General features: G+C 63.8%; 23 protein-coding genes. 11 read left to right on the plus strand and 12 right to left on the minus strand.

Annotated features, from left to right (window positions below):
- Window positions 1–187: 187 nt before the first annotated feature.
- Together NE850_RS17495 and NE850_RS17500 are read left to right on the plus strand one after the other, a co-directional pair.
- Window positions 188–1,363, plus strand: coding sequence for a long-chain specific acyl-CoA dehydrogenase (locus NE850_RS17495; protein ID WP_007182241.1), 1,176 nt, complete (start codon window positions 188–190; stop codon window positions 1,361–1,363).
- Window positions 1,360–2,043: a TetR/AcrR family transcriptional regulator gene (locus NE850_RS17500; RefSeq protein WP_165185692.1), complete on the plus strand. Its 684-nt coding sequence runs from the start codon at window positions 1,360–1,362 to the stop codon at window positions 2,041–2,043. The genes NE850_RS17495 and NE850_RS17500 overlap by 4 nt, the downstream gene beginning before the upstream one ends.
- A gap of 40 nt (window positions 2,044–2,083) precedes the next feature.
- Here the strand turns inward: NE850_RS17500 and NE850_RS17505 are convergent, their stop codons facing one another.
- A complete protein-coding gene (locus NE850_RS17505; protein WP_310698999.1) occupies window positions 2,084–2,965 on the minus strand; it encodes an alpha/beta hydrolase in 882 nt (293 codons plus the stop codon).
- Window positions 2,966–3,016: 51 nt separating this feature from the next.
- Window positions 3,017–3,841: an enoyl-CoA hydratase/isomerase family protein gene (locus tag NE850_RS17510; protein ID WP_165185695.1), complete on the minus strand. Its 825-nt coding sequence runs from the start codon at window positions 3,839–3,841 to the stop codon at window positions 3,017–3,019.
- A 376-nt stretch (window positions 3,842–4,217) separates the two neighbouring features.
- On the opposite strand from NE850_RS17510, the gene NE850_RS17515 reads away from it, so the two are divergent.
- From NE850_RS17515 to NE850_RS17545, 7 genes are read left to right on the plus strand one after another with little or no spacing between them, the layout of a single operon-like run.
- Window positions 4,218–5,315: a thiolase family protein gene (locus NE850_RS17515; protein WP_007182237.1), complete on the plus strand. Its 1,098-nt coding sequence runs from the start codon at window positions 4,218–4,220 to the stop codon at window positions 5,313–5,315.
- Entirely contained in the window at window positions 5,312–6,514 is a 1,203-nt protein-coding gene (locus NE850_RS17520; RefSeq protein ID WP_007182236.1) for a thiolase family protein, read from the plus strand. Before NE850_RS17515 ends, NE850_RS17520 begins: the two co-directional genes overlap by 4 nt.
- Before the next feature lie 13 nt (window positions 6,515–6,527).
- Window positions 6,528–7,004, plus strand: a complete 477-nt coding sequence (locus tag NE850_RS17525) for a Zn-ribbon domain-containing OB-fold protein (RefSeq protein WP_007182235.1) — start codon at window positions 6,528–6,530, stop codon at window positions 7,002–7,004.
- The gene (locus NE850_RS17530; protein ID WP_007182234.1) at window positions 7,001–8,599 is read left to right on the plus strand and encodes an acyl-CoA carboxylase subunit beta; all 1,599 of its coding nucleotides are present in this window, start codon (window positions 7,001–7,003) and stop codon (window positions 8,597–8,599) included. The genes NE850_RS17525 and NE850_RS17530 overlap by 4 nt, the downstream gene beginning before the upstream one ends.
- A gap of 8 nt (window positions 8,600–8,607) precedes the next feature.
- Window positions 8,608–10,653, plus strand: coding sequence for a biotin carboxylase N-terminal domain-containing protein (locus NE850_RS17535; protein ID WP_310699002.1), 2,046 nt, complete (start codon window positions 8,608–8,610; stop codon window positions 10,651–10,653).
- 14 nt (window positions 10,654–10,667) lie between these two features.
- A complete protein-coding gene (locus tag NE850_RS17540) occupies window positions 10,668–11,120 on the plus strand; it encodes a MaoC family dehydratase (protein WP_007182232.1) in 453 nt (150 codons plus the stop codon).
- A complete protein-coding gene (locus tag NE850_RS17545) occupies window positions 11,117–11,989 on the plus strand; it encodes a CoA ester lyase (RefSeq protein ID WP_007182231.1) in 873 nt (290 codons plus the stop codon). Before NE850_RS17540 ends, NE850_RS17545 begins: the two co-directional genes overlap by 4 nt.
- A 70-nt stretch (window positions 11,990–12,059) precedes the next feature.
- Here NE850_RS17545 and NE850_RS17550 read toward each other — a convergent pair whose 3' ends face one another.
- Genes NE850_RS17550 through NE850_RS17585 form a run of 8 tightly spaced genes read right to left on the minus strand, consistent with a single transcriptional unit; the run spans window position 12,060 to window position 19,949 of the window.
- Complete coding sequence (locus NE850_RS17550; RefSeq protein WP_007182230.1) at window positions 12,060–13,676, minus strand: AMP-binding protein; 1,617 nt, start codon at window positions 13,674–13,676, stop codon at window positions 12,060–12,062.
- 16 nt (window positions 13,677–13,692) lie between these two features.
- The gene (locus NE850_RS17555) at window positions 13,693–14,397 is read right to left on the minus strand and encodes an ABC transporter ATP-binding protein (protein WP_007182229.1); all 705 of its coding nucleotides are present in this window, start codon (window positions 14,395–14,397) and stop codon (window positions 13,693–13,695) included.
- Window positions 14,390–15,172, minus strand: a complete 783-nt coding sequence (locus tag NE850_RS17560; RefSeq protein ID WP_007182228.1) for an ABC transporter ATP-binding protein — start codon at window positions 15,170–15,172, stop codon at window positions 14,390–14,392. Before NE850_RS17560 ends, NE850_RS17555 begins: the two co-directional genes overlap by 8 nt.
- Window positions 15,169–16,137, minus strand: a complete 969-nt coding sequence (locus NE850_RS17565; protein WP_310699004.1) for a branched-chain amino acid ABC transporter permease — start codon at window positions 16,135–16,137, stop codon at window positions 15,169–15,171. The genes NE850_RS17560 and NE850_RS17565 overlap by 4 nt, the downstream gene beginning before the upstream one ends.
- Before the next feature lie 11 nt (window positions 16,138–16,148).
- Window positions 16,149–17,021 carry a branched-chain amino acid ABC transporter permease gene (locus NE850_RS17570; RefSeq protein ID WP_007182226.1) on the minus strand — a complete coding sequence of 291 codons (873 nt, stop codon included), beginning with the start codon at window positions 17,019–17,021 and terminating at the stop codon, window positions 16,149–16,151.
- Window positions 17,018–17,956 carry a CoA-transferase subunit beta gene (locus tag NE850_RS17575; RefSeq protein WP_007182225.1) on the minus strand — a complete coding sequence of 313 codons (939 nt, stop codon included), beginning with the start codon at window positions 17,954–17,956 and terminating at the stop codon, window positions 17,018–17,020. The genes NE850_RS17570 and NE850_RS17575 overlap by 4 nt, the downstream gene beginning before the upstream one ends.
- On the minus strand, window positions 17,953–18,783 hold the full coding sequence (locus NE850_RS17580) for a CoA-transferase (protein ID WP_310699005.1): 831 nt from the start codon (window positions 18,781–18,783) through the stop codon (window positions 17,953–17,955). The genes NE850_RS17575 and NE850_RS17580 overlap by 4 nt, the downstream gene beginning before the upstream one ends.
- Window positions 18,780–19,949, minus strand: coding sequence for an ABC transporter substrate-binding protein (locus tag NE850_RS17585; protein WP_007182223.1), 1,170 nt, complete (start codon window positions 19,947–19,949; stop codon window positions 18,780–18,782). Before NE850_RS17585 ends, NE850_RS17580 begins: the two co-directional genes overlap by 4 nt.
- A gap of 449 nt (window positions 19,950–20,398) precedes the next feature.
- On the opposite strand from NE850_RS17585, the gene NE850_RS17590 reads away from it, so the two are divergent.
- On the plus strand, window positions 20,399–21,187 hold the full coding sequence (locus tag NE850_RS17590) for an enoyl-CoA hydratase/isomerase family protein (RefSeq protein ID WP_310699006.1): 789 nt from the start codon (window positions 20,399–20,401) through the stop codon (window positions 21,185–21,187).
- Window positions 21,188–21,219: 32 nt separating this feature from the next.
- Here NE850_RS17590 and NE850_RS17595 read toward each other — a convergent pair whose 3' ends face one another.
- The gene (locus NE850_RS17595; protein ID WP_007182221.1) at window positions 21,220–21,987 is read right to left on the minus strand and encodes an SDR family NAD(P)-dependent oxidoreductase; all 768 of its coding nucleotides are present in this window, start codon (window positions 21,985–21,987) and stop codon (window positions 21,220–21,222) included.
- 200 nt (window positions 21,988–22,187) lie between these two features.
- Between NE850_RS17595 and NE850_RS17600 the strand changes: the two genes are divergently transcribed.
- Window positions 22,188–22,889, plus strand: a complete 702-nt coding sequence (locus tag NE850_RS17600; protein WP_007182220.1) for a TetR/AcrR family transcriptional regulator — start codon at window positions 22,188–22,190, stop codon at window positions 22,887–22,889.
- A 367-nt stretch (window positions 22,890–23,256) separates the two neighbouring features.
- On the opposite strand, the gene NE850_RS17605 is transcribed toward NE850_RS17600, so the two are convergent.
- Complete coding sequence (locus NE850_RS17605; protein ID WP_007182219.1) at window positions 23,257–24,156, minus strand: ABC transporter substrate-binding protein; 900 nt, start codon at window positions 24,154–24,156, stop codon at window positions 23,257–23,259.
- Between the last annotated feature and the right edge of the window lie 57 nt (window positions 24,157–24,213).

Raw genomic sequence — 24,213 nt, forward strand, 5'->3', positions numbered from 1 at the left:
CGCAGCGGCGACCCGGCTCATGCTGCGGATGCGTTTGCGCCCGCTTGCGTCCGTTCGTTCCGCTGGCTCCCGACCGTCCCGGTGCCGGTTTTGAATTGTTCTGCTTATTTTTCTGATTGCACGGTTGCCGTTTTGCGTGTGAAAATCTACCTAACGTTTGTTAGATAGTCAAGCACCGGAGGCACTCGTGGGCGCAGAGGATTTCCCTGATCAGCAGCAACGTTCGCCCTATTTCAGCGAAGAGCACAGCATGTTGCGCGATGCGATACGCCGCTTTATCGCCAAAGAGGTACTGCCATTCGCGGATCAGTGGGAGATGGACGGCTATGTGCCGCGCGAGCTGCTGCGCAAGATGGGCGAGCAGGGTTTTCTCGGAATCCGGCAGTCCGAAGCATTTGGCGGTGCGGCAATGAATGTGCTCGGCACAGTGGTGCTTGCCGAAGAATTGGGCCGCTCCACCTTCGGCGGTTTTGCGATCACGGTGCTGGTTCATACGGACATGGCGTCGCCGCATCTGCAGCATGCGGGCAATCCCGCGCAACTCGAACGGCTGATGCCCGATCTCGTCGCGGGCCGCAAGATCGCCGCCGTCGCAATGACGGAAGCGGGCGCGGGTTCCGATCTGGCGTCCATGCGCACCACGGCGCGTCTCGACGGCGACCACTACGTGCTGAACGGCGCGAAGATGTTCATCACCAACGGCGTTCACGGCGACGTCTATTTCGTCGCGGCCAAAACCGGCGGCCCGGGCCGCAGTCACGGCGGCATCTCCATGTTCATTGTCGAGAAGGGCATGCCGGGATTCTCCGTCGCGCGGCCGCTGAACAAGCAAGGCTGGCTGTCGTCCGATACGGCGGAACTGGTGTTCGACGAATGCCGCGTGCCCGTGCAAAACCTGCTTGGCGAAGAGAACAAGGGCTTTTATTCGCTGGTCAGGAATCTGCAGAACGAGCGCATCACGCTTGGCGCGCAGGCGCTGGGCGAAGCATCCAAAGCAATCGAGATCACGCTCGCTTACGTCACCCAGCGCACCGCTTTCGGTCAGACGCTGTGGGAGAAGCAGGCGATCCGTCAGAAGATGGCGATGCTGCTCTCGAAGGTGGAAGCGGCGCGGCAACTCCTTTACAACACCGCATGGCGCGATGCGCAAGGGCAAACGGTCGTCGCGGAAGTCTCGATGATCAAGGCGCTGTGCGGAGAACTCGTCAACGAAGTGATGTACGCCTGCCAGCAGTTTCACGGCGGCTTCGGCTACATGCGTGAAGCGCCGATCGAGCGAATGGTGCGCGACGCCCGTGTGCAGTCGATCGGCGGCGGCGCAACCGAGGTGATGCTCGAAGAAGTCGCGAAGCGGATGGTATGACGTCTATGGTCAGCACGCCCGTTCCCGCCATATCGACGAGGGCAGCCGCATCGGCAGGCAGCGGCGATGTCGCGTCGGCGTCGCCCACAACTGCGGCCAGCGACTCACGCCGCACGATCCTCGATACGGCCGCACGCCTGTTTCGCAAAGAAGGTTACGCCGCCGTGTCGTTGCGCGACATCTCGGCGGCTTGCGGCATGAAAGCGGGCAGCCTGTATTACCACTTTGCGTCGAAAGACGAGATCGTGTCCGAGGTCTTGCGGATCGGCGTGGAGCGTGTGTTCGCCGAAGTGCGCGCGTCGATCGACGCATTAGGCAAAGACGCCGCGCCCGAGCAGGTGTTTCGCACGGCGGTTCGCGCGCATTTGCGCGCGTTGCTCGAATCGCACGACTATACGTCGGCCAACATCCGCATTTTTGGTCACGTGCCTGCGCAGATCCGGGCGGCGCAATTGCCATTGCGCGACGAATATGAGGCGGTGTGGGCCGACATCATTGCGCGACTTGTACCACGGCGGAAAAAACGCAGTGACGAGTTGCGTTTCGTGCGGTTCTTCCTGCTCGGCGCGATGAACGGCACGCTCGACTGGTTTCATGCGGGCCACGCTTCAGTCGACGAAGTGGCGCAACGGTATGCGTCGCTGGCGCTGTCGGGCCTGCTGGGCGCAAGCCGGGATTGATGCGGAAGTCGTGCAGAACAGGGATAGAAGCAGCGATATGTCATCCACCGTCGCGTTGCACGACCCGATCCAGAAACGCCAGCAGTGCGTCGCCGAACACGTCGTTCCGGTCGCCGGCCACCATATGCCCGGCGTCCATCACGTTCACGTATTCGCTCTGCGGACATAGCGCGCGAAATTCCCGCGCGCCTTCTTCACTTAATACGTCGGACAACGCGCCGCGCACCAGCAGGGTCGGACACGTCAGATGCCGCGCGCAATTTTCGAGTCGCTGCTGCCGTAACGCGAAGTCCCACTCCTGAGGCTTGAAGCGCGGATCCCAATGCCATCGATATTTGCCGTCAGCGGCAAGCCGCACGTTTTTCGCGAGGCCGTCGAGATTTTTCCGCCGTGCGCGTTGCGGCTGATAACTGGCGATCGCGTCGGCCACTTCTTCGAGCGACTCGAAGCCCTCGGGCTTTTGCGTCATGAAGTTGTGCACCCGGTCCGCGCCGTCCATCTCCACCCGCGGCGCAATATCGACGAGGATCAGCGCGCTGGCCTCGACGCGGCCTTCACCCGCCGCGATCAGACTGGTGCCGCCGCCGAGCGATGCGCCGATCAGCGCGGCGCGCGGCCTGCCGAGCGCCGCGATCACGCACCGCAAATCCTCGACCATCACGTCTTCGCCGTACGCGCCGTCGGGCGCCCAGTCGGAATCGCCGTGGCCGCGGGCGTCGAACGCGACTGCCCAGTAACCGCGCGCGCCGAGCTTTTCGCCCGCACCTTTCCACGCGTGCCGGGTCTGGCCGCCGCCATGCTGCAGCAGGACCAGCGGGCCGCGAGGGTCTCCCCACGCATCACCCGTAATCGCGACGCCGCCCGCGCCGCGCCACGTGAACATCGGCTCGGGCGTGCCGGGAAGTCTTATGCCTGCTGTCACGCGATGACTCCTTCAAAGAAATGCGGCCCTACTGGGATGACCGCCAACGGTTCACCAGGAATCGAAAGTCGGCGCGCGTTTTTCGGAAAATGCCTGCATGCCTTCTTTCCATTCGTCGCCACCGACCAGCATCGACAACGCCTCGATACCAAAGCGCCGCGCCGTGCGCAGATCGGCGTCTTCGCTGACATAGATGCTGCGTTTCGATTGCGCGACCGAGCGTGGTCCGAGTTTGCGGATCTCCAGCGCGATGTCAAGCGCGCTTTGCAGCAGCATGTCGCCCGGCACCACCGCCGACACGAGCCCATAACGGTCCGCGGTGGCCGCGTCGAGATGGGTGGCACGCAGAATCCAGTCGAGCGCTTTGCTGCGGCCGACGTGCCGGATCAGTTTCTGCACGCCGCCGGCGCCCGCCACAGCGCCAAGTTTGGTCTCGGGCAAACCGATTTTTGCGTGCGAAGCGATCACACGGAAATCGCAGGAGAGCGCCAGCTCGCATCCGCCTCCGAGCGCAAAGCCGTTGATTGCGGCGATGGTCGGAAAGTGCAGTTCTTCCAGCCGGTCGAACAGCACGGCGATATCGGCCAGATAGTGGTCGCGCGCGTCGAACGGCTGATGGATCGATGCTTCGGGCCCCGCGAAATATCGCAAGTGCGCGCCGCAGCAAAACGCGCGCTCCTGCCCCGTGATGATCAGCGCACGGGTGCTTTCCATGTCGACGAGATCCAGCGCGTGATCGAACTCGGAGAGCAGTTCGAGCGACAGTGTATTCATCTGCGCAGGGCGTGTGAGCGTAATCAACGCAATCGCGCGCTCGGCCCATTCGAGCCGTACCGCGCTGCCTTCGAACGTCGGTCCATCAAATGTTCCACTCATAAGGTCTCCTGGTTGGTGCGCACGGCCACGCTGGCGGCGCAGTGCCGGGCGTGCCGATTTCTTTGGAAAGGGTAGGGGGACGACGGCCAGTCTGTCAAGAAAATGAACTGACCGTCGGGTTAGTTTTGATCATGCGGCGTGATGGAGCGGTCGGGAATAGGGGCGATCCAGCAGCATAAAGTTGAAAACTAACCGTTGGGTTAGAAGATTGACCAGGAAGATTAAGGTCGTTATGATGGGTCCTGGAGACAGCACGCACCATTGTCCGTGGCCTTCGCCATGCGTGGCGGGAGCCGGGGAGGCCGGCGTGGCGCGTAGGTCGGAGAACAGCCTGTCGCGCTGGCTTCATCCGCGAAACGGAAAATAAAGGTCCAACATGGATGTCTATGTGATGGGAGTGGCGATTCATCCAGCGGCGGACGCGATCGGCGATCTGCGGCTGGAAGAAATGGCCTACCGCACCGCGCGCGCCGCGCTCGACAATGCGGGGGTCGAACGCCGCGAGATCGATCATCTGACGCTTGCCGCCAGCGACGAAATCGACGCACGCGGTATCAGCAGCATGCTGCTCGCCGCGCCGTCGGGCGGTTATCTGAAAGACGAAATGCGCGTCACCGATTCGGGCCTCGCCGGCCTGCACCTCGGCGCGATGCGCGCGGCGGCGGGACACTTGCAGCTCGGCCTCGTGGTCAGTTCGAACCAGAGCTCGGTCGTGCCGCTCGAAGACATCGCGCGAATGCGCGGCGAGCCCTTTTTTCTGCGGCCGGTCGGCTTGAACTTCGCGATTGCCGATGGCCTGTTCGCCGGCGCGGTGGCCACGCGGTACGCCATTTCCGCCGCAACGGCCGCCGAACGCGTACTCGAACGCATGCGCTCGGCGGCCCGCAACAGCCGCGCCGTGGCGCGTACGCTGCCGCGGCTTGACGACATCGCGGGCTCACCCTGTCTCGCTTATCCGCTGCGCGCCGGGCATCGCGCGCCGGTCACGGACGGCGCGGTCGCCATGGTGCTCGCGTCCGGCGAATGGCTGCGCGCGCATCCGCAACACCGGCCGCTCGCGCGCATTGCCGGCATGGCGTGGGGCGTCGACCGTTATCAGCTGGATGCCGAGCGCTTGGCCGGCCTCGATATTTTCCAGCGCGGCCTCGATGACGCGCTGTCGCGCGCGGGCCTAGAGAGCGTCGACGAACTCGAAGTGGTCGAACTCGAAGCGCAAAACGCATGGGCCGACGTGGCCTTCAGCCAGGCGCTCGGCGCCTCGGCGCGTGTGAGCGTCAGCCCCTCGGGCGGCGCATGGGCGCAAAACCCGTTCTTCTGCACCGGCTTGCTGAATGCCGCCGAAGCAGCGCTGCAGGTTGCCGGCCAGGCGGGCGGCCATCAGGTCGACGGCGCGCGGCGCGCGCTGGCTCACGGCGTATCCGGCTTTGCACAACAGACTCATGGCTTCGTCGTCATGGAAGGAATAGCGGCATGAAGGCGCACAACGTAGCGGTTATCGGCGTTGGCCAGACGGAATTCCGGTCGCGCTCGGACAATCAGACTTACGCCGAACTCGCGCAGGAGGCCGTCGCGCTCGCGCTTGTCGACGCCAATCTGCAGCCCGAGGAAATCGACGCGGTGGTGTTTTCAATGGCGCCGACCACGTTCATGGGTGTCGCGGACGCCGACAAATGGGCTGCGGATTACATCTGGGCGCGCGGCAAGCCGTTCATGCGCGTGCACACCGGTGGCGCGACCGGCGGCTCCGCGTTGCAGGCGGCACACGCGCACGTCGCGTCCGGGCAGTACGGCACCGTGCTGGTGGTCGGCGCCGACCGCATCACCGAAACGCCGGACGCGCAGTTCGTGTTGAACCTGATCTGGGACGCGTTCTACGAGCAGGACTTCGCGCTGAACACGGTGACGATGACAGCGCTCGCCACGCAGCGCTACATGCACAAGTACGGCACGACCGAGCGGCAATATGCGAATGTCGTGGTGCGCGCCCGCCGCAATGCGTTGAACAATCCGTCCGCGCATCTGAAGGGCGCGATCGATATCGACGCGGTGCTCGCGTCGCCGCGCATTTCGTGGCCGTACAAGCTGTTCGATATCTGTCCGCGTTCGGCGGGTGCGGCGGCGGTCGTGATTACGTCCGAGACGCTCGCGCGCGAACGCTGCACGCGCCCGGCGTTCATCACCGGCACCGCGGGTGTGTCGAACACGATATTCATGGGCGATCGCATGGGTCCACACGCCGATACCGATTTCGCTGATTTCGCGGAGTTGCGCCAGGCGGCACGCGAATGTTTCCGCCAGGCAGGCATAACAGATCCGCTGCGCGAGTTGCAAACGGTCGAAATCTACGACCCGTTCAGTTCGTTCCAGTTTCCGCAGCTCGAATCGCTCGGCTTTTGCAAACCCGGCACGGCGCAGCAACTGAGCGACGAAGGCGCATTCGACATGGATGGCGCAATCGCCGTGAATCCGTCCGGCGGCACGCTGTGCACGAATCCGATCGGCGTGACCGGCCTCGTGCGTGCGGCGGAAGCGGCGCGTCAGGTCATGGGCCGCTCCGCCGCGATGCAGGTCAAGAACGTTCACAACGCGCTCGCCACCGCGATTGGCGGGTCGACGCAATTTTTCACGGTCACGATGCTGAGCGACGAGCCGCGCCGTGCCCCGGCGGCCTGACAGGAGATCATTCATGAGCAAGAGTCCAGCAACACCCGAACCGCGCACTTTTCCGGGTGAATGGCATGTGCGCTACAACTATCCGGTAGGAGACGTGGGCGCGCATTTCTTCGACGCGTTGAAGGAGAAACGCATTGTCGCGACGCGCTGCAGTGCGTCGGACATGACGTATCTGCCACCGCGCGCGTACTGCGAGCGCAGCTTTGAAAAATGCGACGGCTATGTGGATGCCGGCATGGAAGGCACGATCGAAGCGGCGACTATCGTCAGCGCCGCATTCGACAACCTGCCGACGCCGCCCTATGCGATCGCCTATGTACGGCTCGACGGCGTCAGCACCGCGATGGTCAACTTCGTGCGCGGCATGGATCTCTCGGACGTACCCGCGGCGGCGGCGAAACTGCAGCCCGGCACGCGCGTGCGTGTCGAGTTCATCGATGCGCCGCAAGGCCGCATTACCGATTTCCACTACGTGCTGGCCGCCGCGTGAGTACCATCCTCTCCCGCATCGATCGCCAGTCCGACGCGTTCAGGAACAACGAAGCGCACTACGACGCGCTGCTCGCCGAACTGCGCGAGCGCCACGCGCATGTGCTTGCGGGTGGCGGCGAGCGGCTGGTCGAACGGCATCATGCGCGCAACAAGATGCTCGCGCGTGAACGGATCGACCTGCTGCTCGACCCGCTATCGCCGTTTCTCGAACTGTCGCCGCTCGCGGCCTGGGGCATGTACGGCAACGCGGTGCCGTCGGCCGGCGTGATTACCGGTGTCGGCCTGATCGCGGGCACGCCCTGCATGCTGATCGCCAACGACGCCACCGTGAAGGGCGGCTCGTTCTTCGCCGAGACCGTCAAGAAACATGTGCGCGCGCAGGACATCGCCGGGCATCATCGTTTGCCGGTCATTTATCTGGTCGATTGCGGTGGTGCGTATCTGCCGGAACAGGATCGTGTGTTCCCCGACAAGGACCACTTCGGCAATACGTTCTACCGGCAATGCCAGATGTCGGCCGCGGGCATTCCGCAGATCGCCGCGGTGTTCGGCGGCTGCACGGCGGGCGGCGCATACATACCGGCGCTCGCCGACGAAGTCGTGATGGTACGCGGCCAGGCACGCATTCATCTGGGCGGCCCGCAGATCGTCAAGGCGGCGATCAACGAAATCGTCGACGGCGAAACGCTCGGCGGCGCCGAGATGCACACGCGCGTGTCGGGCGTCTCCGACTATCTGGCGGAAAACGAAGCGCAGGCACTCCAGCGCGTGCGCGACATCATCGCCAATCTGAACCGGCCGCGGCCGCTTTCTGGCGCAGTGCGCGACGTCGTGCCGCCGCGCTACGACATTGGCGAGTTGCGCGGCATCCTGCCGCCGGGGCTGAAGGAATCGTATGACGTGCGCGAAGTGATCGCCCGGCTCGTCGACGATTCCGAGTTCCAGGAATTCAAGCCTGAGTTCGGCAGCACGCTCGTGTGCGGCACTGCTTACTGGTGCGGTTATCCGGTTGGAATTCTCGCCAACAATGGCGTGCTGTTTTCAGAGTCGGCCACGAAGGGCGCGCATTTCATCGAACTGTGCAACCAGCGCAATATTCCGCTGCTGTTTCTGCAGAACATCACCGGCTTCATGGTCGGTACCGAGGCCGAGCGTGGCGGCATCGCACGGCATAGCGCGAAGCTCGTCTACGCAATGGCGACCGCACGCGTGCCGCGCCTCACGGTGATCATCGGCGGCTCGTTCGGCGCGGGCAACTACGGTATGTGCGGTCGCGGCTTCGATCCGCGCTTCCTGTTCGCATGGCCGAACTCGCGAATCGCGACCATGAGCGCGGACGTCGCGGCGACCGTGCTGACCGACCTGCGGCGCAGCAGTCTGAAAGCCGCCGCCGACGAAGCCGAGATCGCCGAAATCGATCGCGTCACGCGCGAGCAGTTCACCACGCAAAGCGATCCGTATTACGCCACTGCGCGCCTGTGGGACGACGGGCTGATCGAGCCGTCGGAAACGCGCGAAGTGATCGGTCTGTGCCTCGCACTCGCGGCGGCCGAAGCGCCGGCGACCGGCCCTTCACCCGTCTTCCGGATGTAAAGGCAAACATGTTCGAATCCATTCTTATAGCGAACCGTGGCGAAATCGCCTGCCGGATCGCACGCACCAGCCGCCTGCTGGGCATTCGCGTCATCGCTCTCTATTCCGACGCGGACCGCGGCGCGCGTCATGTTCGCGAGGCCGATGTCGCGGTGCGGATCGGCCCGGCGGACGCAACGCGCAGTTATCTCGACGCCGACGCGATCATCCGTGCGGCACTCGAAACCGGTGCGAGCGCGATCCACCCGGGCTACGGGTTTTTGTCGGAGAGCACGCAGCTTGTGAGCCGCTGCGCCGAGCACGGCATTGCGTGGATCGGTCCACGCGGTGACGTGATCGAGCGGATGGGCTCGAAGATCGAATCGAAGCGTATCGCTGTCGACGCGGGCGTGCCGTGCGTGCCGGGTTACCACGGCGATAACCAGAAGCTCGAGCATCTGCTCGAACAGGCGCGCGCAATCGGCGCGCCGCTTCTGATCAAGGCGAGCGCCGGTGGCGGCGGCAAGGGCATGCGGCGTGTCGACGACCTCGACGATTTCGCCGCGCAATTGAGCATGGCGAAGCAGGAAGCGTTGCGCGCATTCGGCGACGACCGCGTGCTGATCGAAAAGCTGATCCTGCGGCCGCGCCATCTGGAAGTGCAGCTTGCGGGCGACCGTCACGGCAACCTCGTCCATCTGTTCGAGCGCGAATGCTCGATCCAGCGCAACTATCAGAAGGTGTTCGAAGAAGCGCCGGCGCCGCATCTCGCGCCGGCCGTGCGCGAAAAACTGCTCGACGCCGCGACGAAGCTCGGCAACGCGATCGGCTACGACTCGCTCGGCACGGTCGAGTTCGTGCTCGCCGAGGACGCCGATACGCCGTACTTCCTGGAAATGAACACGCGCCTGCAGGTCGAGCATCCGGTGACCGAAATGGTCACGGGTCTCGATCTGGTCGAACTGCAGATTCGTATTGCCGCCGGCGAACCGCTGCCGATGCAGCAGGACGCGGTCGCTGTCACAGGCTGGGCAATCGAGGCGCGTATCAATTGCGAAGACCCGGCGCATGGGCATCGGCCGGAGTTCGGCACGGTCGCGCGTTATAGCGAGCCTGCGCTGGCTGGTGTGCGCGTCGACAGCGGCATTGAAAGTGGCTCGGAAATCGCGCCGCACTATGACTCGATGATCGCGAAGGTGATCGGTTACGGCGCGACCCGTGCGCAGGCGGTCGAGCGTTTGCGTGCCGGTCTCGGCGCGTTCGAGGCCGCCGGCATCGGCACCAATCAGAGCTTGCTGTGCGCGATCGCGGATCACTCGCTGTTCCGCGCGGCGCGGTTGACCACCGGCTTTCTCGCGGAAGCATTCCCCGGCGGCTGGCACGACGATCCCGCGGACTTCCGCTACGCGGTGTGCGCCGCCGTGCTGCATCGGCTCGCGGCACGCGCGGCGCCGGGTGCCGATTACTGGCAGAGGCAAAGCGGGCACCGCTTCATGGCGGCGGCGGGGCGGCGGGCGGCCGCGCGCATGCGGGTCGCACTGGACGGCGACGAACAGCCGGTCAGTGTCGAACGCGATGGCGAACTCTGGCTCGTGAAAGCCGGCGACGAGGCCGTGCTCGATCTCCAGGTGCGCGCACTTGCCGACGACCAGTTGCTGCTGCTGCCGCGGCATGGTGTGCCGCGCCGCTACACGCTCACCGCCGACGGCGCGCATCTGTTCGTCAATCACGTCGGCACGCGCTGGCGCGTGCAGGTCGTGAGCGAAGTGGAAGCGCTGGCGCGCGTGGCTGCGCAAGCGGGCGTGCAGGGTAGCGAAGTGGCATCGGAAATGCCGGGCGCCGTGACGGAGATTCATGTCGCGCCAGGCGATCAGGTGGCCGCCGGCGACGTGCTGGTCGTGATGGAAGCCATGAAGCTGATCTTTCCGCTGGTCGCGCCGCGCGACGGCACGATCGCCGTGGTCCGTTGCGCGCTCAACGAAATCGTGCCGCGCGGCCATGTGCTCGTGCAACTGGAGCAATTGGCGACACCGGCGGACATACCGGCGCCAGCAGCCGAATCCATCGACAAATAAAGGGCGATACGGATATGCGCGGACTTTACTTCGAGGAATTCACGGTCGGGATGCGGTTCGATCATGCGCTCACGCGCACCGTCACCGAGTGGGACAACATGCAGTTCTCCAACATGACGATGAACCCGCAGCCGCTGCACGTCGACGCGCATTTCGCGGCGTCGACGGAGTTCGGCAAGCCACTCGTGAACAGCCTCTTCACGCTAGGACTAATGATCGGGATCTCCGTGTGCGAGACCACACTGCGCACGACCATCGCCAATCTCGGCATGACCGACGTGAGCTTTCCCGCGCCGGTTTTTCAAGGCGATACGCTGCACGTTAGAACCGAAGTGCTGTCGTTGCGCGCGAGCGCTTCGCGGCCCGGCGCCGGCATTGTCGAGTTCAGGCACGCGGCGTTCAATCAGAACAACGTCGAAGTCGCGCGCTGCACGCGCGCGGCGTTCATGCATCGGTCCCCGGCGTGAGCGCGGCGCAATCGTGGCTGTTCGTGCCCGGCGACAGCGCGCGCAAGATCGAACGTGCGCTGCAAGGCGACGCGCACGCGCTGATCTTCGACTGGGAAGATGCGGTGGCGCCCGCGGCAAAAGCGGCGGCGCGGCAGACCACGGCAGCCGCGCTCGCTGCGGCGGGCGCACCGGCCGGGCGCTGCTGGATTCGCGTCAATGCTTTGTCGACAGCGTTTTTCGACGACGACATTGCCGCGCTGCCGGGCGCCGCGATTGCGGGCGTCGTGCTGCCGAAAGCGTGCGGCGTGCGCGATATCGAGCAGCTCGGCGCAGCGCTGGAACAGTTTGAACGTGCGAACGGGCTTGCCGCCGGCGTATTGCGGATCGTCGCGATCGTGACCGAGTCGGCGGCTTCGGTACTCGCTTTATCGGAATTCCGCGCGCCCGTATCGAGACTGCACGCGGTGATGTGGGGCGGCGAAGATCTCGCGGCCGATCTCGGCGTGGCGAATAATCGCGAGACCCGCAGCGACGCTCATGCGGCCTATCGGGCGCCGTTCCAGCTTGCGCGCAATCTGACGCTGTTTGCCGCGGCTGCGGCAGAGTGCCTTGCGATCGACGCAGTCTTTACCGACCTGCATGCGCAGGACGCGCTGCTCGCCGAAAGTGCCGCGGCACGCGCCGACGGTTTCGGCGCAAAGGCGGCGATACATCCGGATCAGGTTGCCGTCATCAATCGTACGTTCGCGCCGACCGCGCAAGAACGGATGTGGGCGCAACAGGTGATCGCGGCGTTGGACCAGCAGCGGGGCGGGCTCGCCGTGCTCGACGGCAAGATGCTCGATGCGCCGCATTTGAGGCTCGCGAAGCGCATTCTTTCGCGCTAGCCATCGGGAGAGAAAGATCGGTTGCCGCACGTCGCCGGCCGGGAGCGGGCGGCGTGCGGTAGTCCGTCGATTAGCGGCGCACTTCGATTCCCTCGCGCTCGCGATCCCAAAGCTGCGCGCGGCGCGCGTCGGCATCGAGTTTCAGTTTGTATTTTTCGAGCTTTTCGCTGGCGGTCTTCGGCAGCCTGTCGATGAACTCGACAAAGCGTGGCACCATGAAATAGCTCATGTGCTCGGCGCTGAAATGCACGACGTCCGCATGCGTCATCGACTCGCCCGGCTTCAGCACGACATACACCATCACGTCGTCTTCGCTCAGTTCGGAGGCGACTGGAATCGCGGCCACTTCATGAATCGCCGGATGGCGGCACAGAATCAACTCCACCTCATACGCGGAAATATTCTCGCCGCGCCGGCGAATCGCTTCCTTCTTGCGGTCCATGAAAAACAGGTAGCCGTCTTCGTCCAGATAGCCGCGATCGCCCGTTTTGAACCAGCCATTGTCGAATTCGCGCGCCGTTTCCTTCGGCATCTTGTAGTAGCCCTTCATCATGCTGCCGGGTTTGAGCGGCAGCATGTAGATTTCGCCGACCTCGCCGGCGAGCAGGTCGGTGCCGTCGTCGGCGACGATGCGCAGTTCGCATTCGCCGCGCGGTTTGCCGGCCGAGCCGGCTTTTTCCGCCGGGTCCGAGGGCGTGAAGCGCGTCATCGCAAAGTTTTCTGTCATTGCGAACACGGATGTCAGCACTACGCCGAAGCGTTCCTGAAACTCGGAGTAGATCTCTTTGGGCACCGGCACTGCCATGCACAGGCGTAGCTTCGTTTCGCGCTCATGCGGACCGGGCGGCAGCTTCCAGATGATGTTGGTCATCGCGCCGAGCGTATTGAACTGCGTGGCGCCGGTTCGGCGGATGTCGTCCCAGAAGCGCGTTGCCGAAAAACGTGGCGCGAGCGCGATTGCCGCATCGGCCCAGAGCGCCGCGTAACACGAGTAATACGCGGCGTTGCCGTGAAAGAGCGGCAGGCACGTGTACAGCACGTCGTCTTCCCGATAGCCGAAGTCGAGCGTCAGCGCGCGACCCACCGCGTGACCTTGCGAATGCGGGCATTGCACGCCTTTTGACGGTCCGGTCGTGCCGGACGTGAACATGATGAGCTGCGTGTCATCGTAAGTGACACGGTCGAGCGGCGGCTGGCTCGCGTCGTCCGATTCGAGCTCGGACAGTGCACGGACGGTGCTTTCCGCGTTGTCCGGAAGGCTCGGCACACCGTTGCCGCCGTGGATGAAATACTGCCTGATCTGCGGCACCTCGCTTCTGATTGCGGCGACCCGCTCGCTCCATTCCTCATCGACGACGAAACACACCGAGTCCGATTTATCGAGGAAATAGCGCATCAGCTCGCCTTTCGCGGCGGTATTGATCGGCACCGCCACCGCGCCGATCTTGCTCAAGCCCCACACTACCCAGAAAAACTCCGGGCAATTGGGCAGCATCACCGCAACGTGGTCGCCGTAGCCGATGCCGTGCGCGATAAAGCCGTTGGCGTAGCGGTTGGTGATCGTCTCCAGTTCCGCATAGGTGTACCGGCGGTCCTGCCAGATCAGGAAAGTCCTGTCTGGAATGCGCTGCGCCTTGTCCGCCAGGATGCGGCCCATCGTTCGGTCTTCCAGCTCGTAATCCTGCATTGCCGTCTCGCTCCTTCTACTCGCCCAGATAGGCTTTGGTTAGTTCAGGATGGGTCGACATCGCTTGCGCGGTGCCCTGCATTTCGACCCGCCCGTGCTTGAGCACATACACCTGGTCGGCCAGCTTCAGGACCAGATGCGCGTTCTGCTCGACCACGAGAATGGTCATGCCAAGCTCGCGCAGCGTCTGCAAATGCGCGAAAACCTGTTTCGTGATGACGGGTGCGAGGCCGAGACTGACTTCGTCGGCGAGCAATAGCCTGGGGCGCGACATCAACGCGCGCGCGAGCGCGAGCATCTGCTGTTCACCGCCGCTGAGGGTCGAGCTGTCCTGTTTCTCGCGCCGCGCGAGCGACGGGAACATCTCGAGCATTCGCGCATAGTCGTGGGCAATCTCGCTGCGCGAGCGGCGCGTGTGTGCACCGGCCAGCAGGTTTTCGCGCACCGTGAGGTCGGGAAACATGCCGCGGCCTTCCGGCACGTGCGCAATGCCGAGTCGCACGATGTGTTCGGGTTTCGTCCGGCCGATGTCGCCGCCGTCGAAACGGATCGTGCCGCTGCCCGCACGCACGAGGCCGCTGATGGTGCGCAGCAGGCTCGTCTTGCCGGCGCCGTTCGCGCCGAGAATCCCCACGAGCTGCCCTGCGCCCACTTTCAGCGACACGTTCTGCAGCGCGCGGATCGCACCGTAACTGACACACAGGTCGTTGATTTCAAGCATCGGCCGGCACCTCGCCGAGATAGGCCAGCAGCACGCGCGGGTCGCTCAGCACGCCGTCCGCCGTGCCTTCGGCGATGACGCGGCCGGCGTCGAGTACCACGACGTGATTGCACAGCCGGCGCACGAGCCCCATGTTGTGTTCGACCAGCAGCACCGACAGTCCCTGTTCGCGCTGCAGATCGAGCACGACGTGTCCGAGATGATCGATCTCGGCGTCGTTGAGTCCGGCGATCGGCTCGTCGAGCAGCAGATGGCGCGCGCCCATCAGGATCACGCGCGCCAGTTCGAGCAGCTTGCGATGGCCGTAGGGCAGGCTGCCGGTCACCATGCCGAGGCTTGGGCTCAGGCCCACGCGCGCGGCGACCTGCATGGCAGCGTGGCGTGCCTCGGCTTCCGCGCGCCGCACGCTCGGCAGGCCGATCATTTCGGCGAGCACCGAATAGCGGAGCGTGCGATGGTTTGCGACCATCAGGTTGTCGAGCACGCTGAGTTCCGGAATCAGTTGCGGATGCTGGAACACGCGGCCGAGTCCTAGGCCCGCGATCTGATCGGGACGGCGGCCTGTCAGGTTCGTTTCACCGAGCCGGATGGTGCCCGCGCCCGGCCGTGAGATGCCCGAGATGCAGTTGAGCAGCGTGCTCTTGCCGGCGCCGTTCGGACCGATCAGACCGACGATGCTGCCGGGTTCCAGCGTCAGCGAGACGTCCTGCAGCGCGTGCACGCCGCCGAAACTGACGCTGATCGATTCGATCGACAGAGTGGCGGACCGATTCATGATGCCGCCTTGCGCCGGGCGCGCAGCAGACTGGTGAGCCCGCCGGGCAGCAGGATCACGACCAGCATCAGCGAGATGCCGAAGATCAGGCCCGGCGCATCCTTGAAACCGCGAAACGCTTCGGGCACCGCGACGTAGAACGCCGCGCCGAGCAGGGCGCCGCGCACGCTGCCCATCCCGCCGATCACGATCATGGCGAGAAACATGATCGACATGTTGACGTCGAAGCTTTCGGGATTCACGTAGCGCACCACGTTTGCATACAGGCCGCCCGCCACCGCCGTGTAGAACGCGCTCAAGGCGAACGCGACGACCTTGTAGCGCGCCACGCGAATGCCGATGCACGCGGCCGCCGTTTCGCTTTCGCGCAGCATCGAGAGGGCGCGGCCGGTGCGGCTCGACGCGAGCCGGAAAGCGGCCCACGTGCCGGCTGCGAGTGTCGCGGCGATCACCCATGCCATGCGGCTGCCGTCCGCGACCGACAGGCCGAACAGCGAGGGCATCGGCACCTGCATGCCGCCGCCGCCGCCCGTGACCGTGCGCCACTCGAAAATTACCTTCTGCGTGACGATGCCGAAACCGAGGGTGGCGATCGCCAGGTACAGGTCTTTGAGCCGCAGCGCCGGCAATGCGATCAGCGCGCCGATCACGGTCGCGAACGCGCCGGCGAGCGGAATGGCGAGCCAGAACGGCACGCCCCAGCGCTGCGCGAAAATGGCCGACGCGTACGCGCCGATCGCGAAGAATCCCGCATGACCGAGACTGGTCTGGCCGGAGAAGCCGGTGAGGATCGTCAGGCCGATTGCGACCAGCGCGAAGATGCCGATCAGGTTCAGCAGGTAGACGAAATAGCCGCCGCTGAAGAGCGCGATCAGCGCATACAGCACGACGAAGCCGCCGAGAAACCACTGGTCGCGGCTGCTTTTCGCGCGCGCCGGCAGCGCGGTCGTGGTGGTGTGGTTCATCGTCGGCATGCTCAGACCTTGGTCGATTTGACGCGGCCGAAAATACCGGCCGGCGCGACGATCAGGACAACGATGATCAGGATGAACGACAGCGCCTCGTTGAAGGTTCCCGACACATACGCGCCCAGCAGATTTTCGACCACGCCCAGCAACAGGCCGCCGACAAACACGCCCGGCAGGCTCGACAGGCCGCCGAGCACCGCGCCCGCAAAGCCTTTGATGAGCAGCGGCGCCATCAGGTTGACGTCGAGGAACAGGATTGGCGCGACCAGGATGCCCGCCACCAGACCCGCGACGCTGCCCATCGCCCAGGCGAGTGCGAACGAGCGGCTCACCGAGATGCCCATCAGCTTCGCGACCGCCTGGTCCTGGCTTGCCGCGCGCAATGCGATGCCGGCTCGCGTGTGACGCAGAATGAGCGTAAAGACGATGATCATCGCGACCGACACCAGAATGGTCAGCGCACTGTCGGGCGATACGTTCACGCCGAACAGCCTGAACACCGGCAGGTCGGCCACGGGGCTCGTGAACACATTGGTCAGATTGCCCCAGATCATTCCCGCGACGCTGTGCAACGCCATGTTCAGTCCGAGCGTCGCAATCACCGCATTGATGGTCGGCGAGCCCAGCAGCGGCCGGATGATCAGTTGCTGCACGACGATTCCCTGCAGCGCGGCGAACGCGATCGCGGCCGGCAGCGCGATCCACCAGCTCAGCGAATAGGTGTTGAGCATTGTGTACGCGACGAAGGTGGAGAACATTGCCATTTCGCCCTGGGCGAAGTTCGGCACGTCGGTGGCTTGCAGCACCAGGACGACGGCGATGCCGATCAGTGCATACAGGCTGCCCGAAGCGAGACCGCCGATGATGAGTTCCGCGGTCATGTGGCGCTCTCCTGTGTGTGCTTCGTGTGCTTCGGGTTCGAGGGCGGATTCGACGCGGCTGGCAGCGCGCCGCCCGCGAGCGCTCTCAGACGCGTTTTGCGCGCCTTGCCGCTCAGCATTTCGAGGAAACGCAGTCCGCGCGGATCGACGAGCGTGTCGAGCAGTTTCAATTCCTCGGCGGTGGGCGGCGGCGATACGGCCACGTCCGCGTGCCACTTGAGTTCGAAGCCGGTATTGCGCTCAACGTCGCCGCGCGTCACGCCGGGATGCAGATGCGTGACCTGCAGACGACCGGACGGTCCGCTCGCCATCACACACAGGTTGGTGATGACGACGATCGTCATGTCGACGCCGTTGCCTTGTCCCGGATGTCCCGCGCCGCTGCAGAAATCGAGCGACGGCACGAACACCTGGCGCGTATGGCGCGGCGCATAGTAGTAGAAACGCTTCGCCGCCGTGGACGCGTCGGGAATACCCGCCGAGCCGGGCAACCGCAGCGTCGGCCGTTCGTGCGCGCCGATGCAGACATTGTTGGTCGCGCCCATCGGATCGATCTGCGCGGGGCGCATGAATTCCGTCCAGCGCGGTTTACCGCCGAGAAAAATCGCCGGCATGTACAGCAGATTGATCTGCAGATAGTCGAGCCATACCGATGCGCGCGGCACGGTGTCGAATTCGTCGTGGCCGAGCGTCAGTGCGCGCGTGCCCTCCATCAGCGTATTGCCGTTCGGGCACAGGCTCGTGCAATTCGGCGCATGCATGTGTTTGGCGAGCATATAGGCGGACGTCGAGAGGAACGTGCCGATGCCTTCGGCGAGAAAGTCGCCGTCTTCGACCAGGCGGGCCATTGCGACGACCATCTGGTCGGTCTGCGCGCGCTGTTCGTCTGACAGCAGGAGATCGCTCATTGCGGCGGAGTCTGTTGTGTCGCTCATGCCAGCGCTCCGGTTGCGGTTTCAAGCCACTGCTGCCAGGCGTCGCTATCGCTGGTGCCGGCCGTGCCTGCGGCATCGGCGTAATCGAGTACCGCCGCAAGATCCAGCGGATGCTGCGGAAAGCACGAAGTCGGAAGGCTGCCGCCCGGCACTTCCACGAGGTGCGTTACGAAAATGCCGGGCAGTTGCACGCCGCCGTCCATTGCGCGAAGTTCGTCGGGCTCGACAATGGTTTCGGCGGTGACAATCGTAATGTCGGCGATGGCGGGCAGATGACGATCGAGCGCAAGCTGGCCTTGCAGGCTGCAATTGCCGAAGCGGTCGGCGGCGCTTGCGTGGAGGATCGCGACGTCCACGTGCAACGCGGGCACCGCGAACAACGTCGCCCCGGTGAGCGGACAGGCAAACGCTTTCAGGTCGGGCCGCGCCTTGGGGAGATCCGTGCGGGCGATATCGCCGCGCATCGGCAGGAACGGCACGCGCATGGCGGCAGCCTGCACGCCGTAGCTCAACGTGTATTCGGTCTCTTCGATCAGTTCGAGCGTGCCGTTCTGTACGCCGCGCGTGAAATGCGGCGCGAAGCCGACCACCTCGAGGCCTGTATAGCAACTGCGCAGACGCCGCACGCAACCGGCGCCGATCAGCAGATCGGTTTCAATGCCGCCCGTGAGCGTGACAATTTCCAGATCGCGCCGCCCTGCTGCGGCGAGTGAGAGCGCGGCGGCGACCGGCCGCCGGTACAGCGTCATGCCGCCGAGCGCGACGGTGTGGCCGTCGCGCACGGCGGACAGTGCGTCGTTGAGACCGGTCCGTTTGTCGGGATTCATTCGGCCTTCATCCAGTCGGTCTTGATGACCCACTTGCCGTCTTCCGCGCGCATGAACGCAACGGCGTTGCTGCCGGCGTGCTGCGTGGCGGTGAACGTGATCGGGCTCATCAGGCCGGTGTTGAAATTGTTCATCTGTTCGAGTGCGGCGACGATCTTGTCACCGGTCGGCTCACCCTGCACGTGCTTCAACGCTTCGACGAAAATCTCCGCGGCGTTATAGCCGTGCATGCTGTACGTGGTGGGCGGTGTCTTCGGCAGATACTTTTTCTGGCGCGCGATGAAGTCGAGCACCGCGGGTTTTTTCGAATCGAGCGGCTCCATCACTGCTACCGCGATCGCGCCGTTGACGAGCGCGGCGCCCGCCAGCGTGAATGTCTGCGGATCGCCGAGCGCGCTGTGGCCGCTGAATTGCGGCTTCCAGCCCATCTTGTTCGCTTCGCGCATGATCAGCGCGCCGTCGCGCGGAATACCGAAGAACACGACGTCTTCGGCGCCGGACTGGCGAGCTTGCGAAACCACACCGCTGAAATTCGACGTGCCGCGATCGAACGGCAGCTTGGTGAACGGCACGTTGTCCTTTTTCATCCGCGCTTCGAAGCCCGCTACCGCGTCCTGACCGAAATCGTCGTTCTGGTAGATGGCGGCGATTTTCGTGTGCTTGAGCGTTTTCACGAGATAGGTGCCCAGTACGTCGGCCTGCAGGCGCACTTCGGGAAGCGACGTGAACACATAGCGCTGTGTCGGCGTGGTCAGTTTGTGGCTGAACGCATAGGGCGCGATGATCGGCAGCCTGCGTTCCTGCGCATAGGGCAGCATGGCGGTGACGCCCGGTGTGCCCGTGGGCGACACGATGGCGACCACGTTGTCCTGTTCGGCGAGCTTCTTTACACCGGCGAGCGAGCGCATGGGCTCGTAGCCGTCGTCTTCCGCAATCAGTTCGAGCTTGCGGCCGTTCACGCCGCCCTGGTCGTTGATGTAATCGACGTACACCTGAATGCCGTCGCGCACGCCCTGGCCGAGCAGCGACATGCCGCCCGAAGCGGGACCGGTGAAGCCGATCTTGATCGGGTCTGCGGCGAACGCGGGCGCGGCGGCACAAATGCACGCTGCGGAGGTGAACACGGCTAGCACCGCGCGGAATGCCGACGAGCGAAAAGCGGTCATGGGTGTCTCCTGATTCTGTTTTTTTGGGGCTTGGGAAGAATCCCGCTTGCCGTTGGTTGTGCCGGCATGACGCCGATGCGGCCCCGTGAAACTCCGCCTGAGCCCATGCCGCCCGCCAGCCTCGCGTTCCAATTCAGCTTAACGCCATGCTGACTACGATGTCAACTAACTAACCGATCGGTTAGACAACTTACTTGTGGATATTTTTCTGGCCGTTCATCCTTCCGTCGCGAGGGTTTCGGGCCGATAGGAAGGTGGGAGGAAATGTGCATGAACTACAGGGAAACCCCAACCTAGATGTGTGAAACGATCCGGAGTGGCGACCCTCGGTAGCTCAATCTGACCCATGAGTCAGTTCAATTGACACGTGGTATTGCTGCGGATATCGTGGGCGATGAATCCGGGGGGATTGGCGACCCGGAAAGTGTCGGACAGAAGGAGACCCCAGCATGACCGAGCCGTCCGTTGTCGCAGTGAGCCGCGCCGGCACCGTAGGTGTCATCGAACTCGCGCGGCCTGAAAAATTCAATTGCCTGTCGCTTGCGGTGTTCGCGGCGATCAGCGCGGCCGTGGACGCGTTCGAGACGCCTGAGTCGGGCGTGCGCTCGATCATGATCTGCGCTCAGGGCAAGAATTTCTGCACCGGCGCGGATCTCGACGAGGTTCTTTCGTTGCGCCAGGACATCGGCGAAATGCGCCGCTTTATCAGCACTGCGCACCAAACCATGAAGCGGCTGTCCACGAGCAGCCTGCCGGTAGTTGCGGCATGCCAGGGTTTATCGCTAGCCGGCGGCTTCGAATTGATGCTGGCCTGCGATATTGCGATCGCCGCACGAGACGCGCGCTTCGGCGATCAGCATGCACAGTACGGCCTGCTGCCGGGCTTCGGCGCGAGCCAGCGGATCCCCCGTTTGATCGGGTTGCGCCGCAGCATGGATTTGTTCTTCTCGGCGCGCTGGCTCGATGCGCAGACTGCGCAGCAATGGGGTCTCGTGAATCGGGTCGTCGAAGCGGGCGAACTGCGGCAGGCGGCGCTCGATTACTGCGAGGAGTTGGCTACGCGCAGCCGCATCGGGCTTGCAACGATGAAGCGGCTGGCGCGCGAGGGACTCGAAGGGTCGCTGGAGGCGGGACTGAAGCTGGAGGAGGAGGTCGTGTCGGGCGGCTTGCTGGAAGAGGACGTGAGCGAAGGACTGGCGGCGTTCCAGGAGCGTCGCTCGCCCTGGTTCCGCTCTTAGGCGCGGGCCGCCACCCCGCGCAGCCGTTCTGATCAGACGGCCGAGATACCGCCCGTGATGCTGATCGCCTGACCGGTGATCTTCGCGGCGGCCGGTGACGCGAGAAACACCACCAGGCCCGCCAGTTCTTCCCTCGTGACCACGCCGAGCTTCGCCATCTTCTCCGCTTTGCCGAACAGCTTGCCGGCAAACGGGTCCGCCATGATCTTGTCGTAATGGTCCGTGCCGCTCGTGATCGACGGTGTGACGATGTTGGCGCGCACGCCGTCATGCTTGCCTTCGGTGGCGAGTCCGCGCGTGAACATGACGATGCCGGCCATTGCCGCGCCTATCACGCTTTCGCCGGGTGTCGGCAACTTGGCGGCGTCAGATGCGATGTTGATGATTGCGCCGCGCCGCGCTTCGCGCATGTAGTGCAACGCGGCGCGGCTGCAAAGAATCTGCGCAAACAGGCCGCGTTCGAGAATGCCGGGAATCTCCGCGACGGCGATTTCATGCAACAGCCTTGGCATGTCGTTGCCGCCGGTAGAATTCACCAGCACGTCGATACGGCCGAGCGATGCCATTGCGTCCGCCATGATCTTTTCGGCAATCTGCGGCTGCGCGGCATCGCCGATGGAAAGCGCGACGGTCGCGCCCGGAAAGCGTTGTTGCAACTCGGCCCGGGTGGCTTCGGCGCGCGCGGCATTGCGGCCGTTGATAAGGACGCCGGCGGCCCCCGCTTCGAGCAGAGCTTCGGCGCAGGCGCGGCCAAGACCCGCCGTGCCGCCGGTGATGACGGCAGTGGTTTGATTTAGCATCCGGTAGGTCTCGAGAAGAAGAAATAGAAGGGGTGTCGCCCTAGTTTAACCACAACTTGACTGCAGGGGCAACAGACCGACCTATGGGTTAGAATGGCATCCGATCAAATTTTTTCGAATCATTTTTTTGAATCACCCACTGAGATGAAACAGAGAGACGGCTTGCTTCGGTTTGCGCATGGCTTTTGCGGAGTGTGTGTATGAGCACCTGGAAGAATGCGGTGTTGGGCGCGAGCGAGCAATTCGATCGCAAGCGCGAGGTGCTGTTGCGCGAGGCGGCGGCGTCGTTCAATCGGAGCGGCTATCACGGCACGTCGCTCGCTGAAATCGCGAAGAAACTCGGCGTGACGAAAGCCGCGCTGTATACGTATGTACCCAGCAAGGAAGAGCTGCTTTATTTCTGCCACGATTCGGCGATGGACAGCGCCATGGAGATTCTCGTGCAGGCGCGCGCGGGAGCCGGAACCGGCCTGCAGAAACTCGCGGCTACGCTGCGCGGTTATCTGAACCTGATGCTCGGCGAGGACGGCAGCTATGTGGTTCTGCTCGAAGAGAACGCAATGAAGCCCGTGCACATGCGCGCGATCATCAAGCGGCGAGACAGGTTCGAACAGGGTTTGCGCGATCTGGTCGAGGAAGGCATTGCGGACGGCAGCATCGTGTCATGCAATGCGAAGCTCGCCATTTTCATGATCATGGGCGCAATGAACTGGAGCCGGAAGTGGTATCAACCGAGCGGCAGCTGGTCGGGCGCTCAGATTGCCGTTGCGCTTACCGAGATTCTCGAACGCTCGTTGGCGGGCACGCCGGTCGCGCAGTTGATCGCGGATCCGGGCAGCATCGAAGTGGAGGAGCCGGCCGAGGAGGCGCCGGTCGCGAAGGCGCGGCGGCGGCCGGCGTAAAGCCGGGCGGCGTGGAACGCCGCCCCTGCGGCTCAGGTTCGACGCGTTCTGAACACGGGCTCGCCCCCCAAGTCCGGGATGCGCAAATGTGGGAATCGTCGATACCAGTAGAACAGCAGGGGGCTAAATGAAAAAAACCCCGTAATACTTTGATCTTACGGGGTTTCTCGAACTACCTCGGCCTATGTTGGGTACCGTGCGGGATTCGAACCTGCGACCAACGGATGACAGTCCTACATTGATTCTCCCGTATTTGCCTTGCGACCGGTAGATGTCAAGGCATGTCATGCGCACGCGCGTGCCTGGGTGGCGACTTGGAGCAGGAAGAAACAAAGGCCGTAGGCTGGCTCGCTTCCAGCCCGAGTGTTCACATCTGCGGATCGTTGACGGGGAAGGTGGGGCGTCCGTCCTTCGCCGGCAGACCCCACTTCTGCATCACACTTTGGTAGAACCCTTGCTGCTGCAACTTGATCAGGGCTTGCTGGAACGCATGAGCGAGCCGCTTGCCGTTGTCGTCGACACCAAAGCCGATTCCGTATGACGAGAGGTCGTAGTAGTACACCGCCTGGTATTTGTCCGGAAACTTTTTGATGTTGTAGTTCGCAGCGGGCGAGTCGACCCACACGGCCTGGCTTGCTTCGTTGGTCAGCGACATCAGCGTCATGTTGGTGTCCGGATACGTCGCGATCGAGATCGCTTTCTTGCCGTTCGCTACGCATTTGCTGCTCACTTCATTGGCCCGTTGCAGCGGCGCCGTGCCGCGCGGCAGCGCGATCCGCATCCCACATAGATCGTCGAGTGATTTGAGCGTCAATTGCCGCTTAGGCGAGGCGACGATCGTCTGGCCAACGTTCAAGTAGTCGATGAACGTCACTTTGCTATGGCGCGACGGAAAATCGCCAAGCGACAACAGCACATCGAAGCGGTTCGCGGCGAGGCCCGGAATCAACGAATCGAACGATGCCTGCACGAACCTGATTTTCAACCCCAGAACTTTGGCCGCAGCAGAGACCAGATCGGGCGCGAAGCCCGCTACGTCGCCGTCTTCGTCGATGAACTTGACGGGTGCGATCTCCGGATTGACCGCAACCGTGATCGGTTGCTTCTGACGATAGAACTCCGGCACGAGCGCGGAAAGCTCGGGGCTTGCAGGTATGGAGTCGATATTCGGCGCGTCTTCGGCGAAAGATGGCGTAACGCTCAGGCCGAGCGTGGCGGCAACAGTGAGTCGTGCAACGATCCGGGTGAAACGAATGGGCGTGGTCATTATGTAGGGATGGTTGGAACGGGGTTGACCGGACTAAAGCATATGTTCTGCTGTGGC

The sequence above is a fragment of the Paraburkholderia sp. USG1 genome, assembly GCF_031570135.1.
In the GTDB taxonomy this organism is placed as follows: domain Bacteria; phylum Pseudomonadota; class Gammaproteobacteria; order Burkholderiales; family Burkholderiaceae; genus Paraburkholderia; species Paraburkholderia dioscoreae.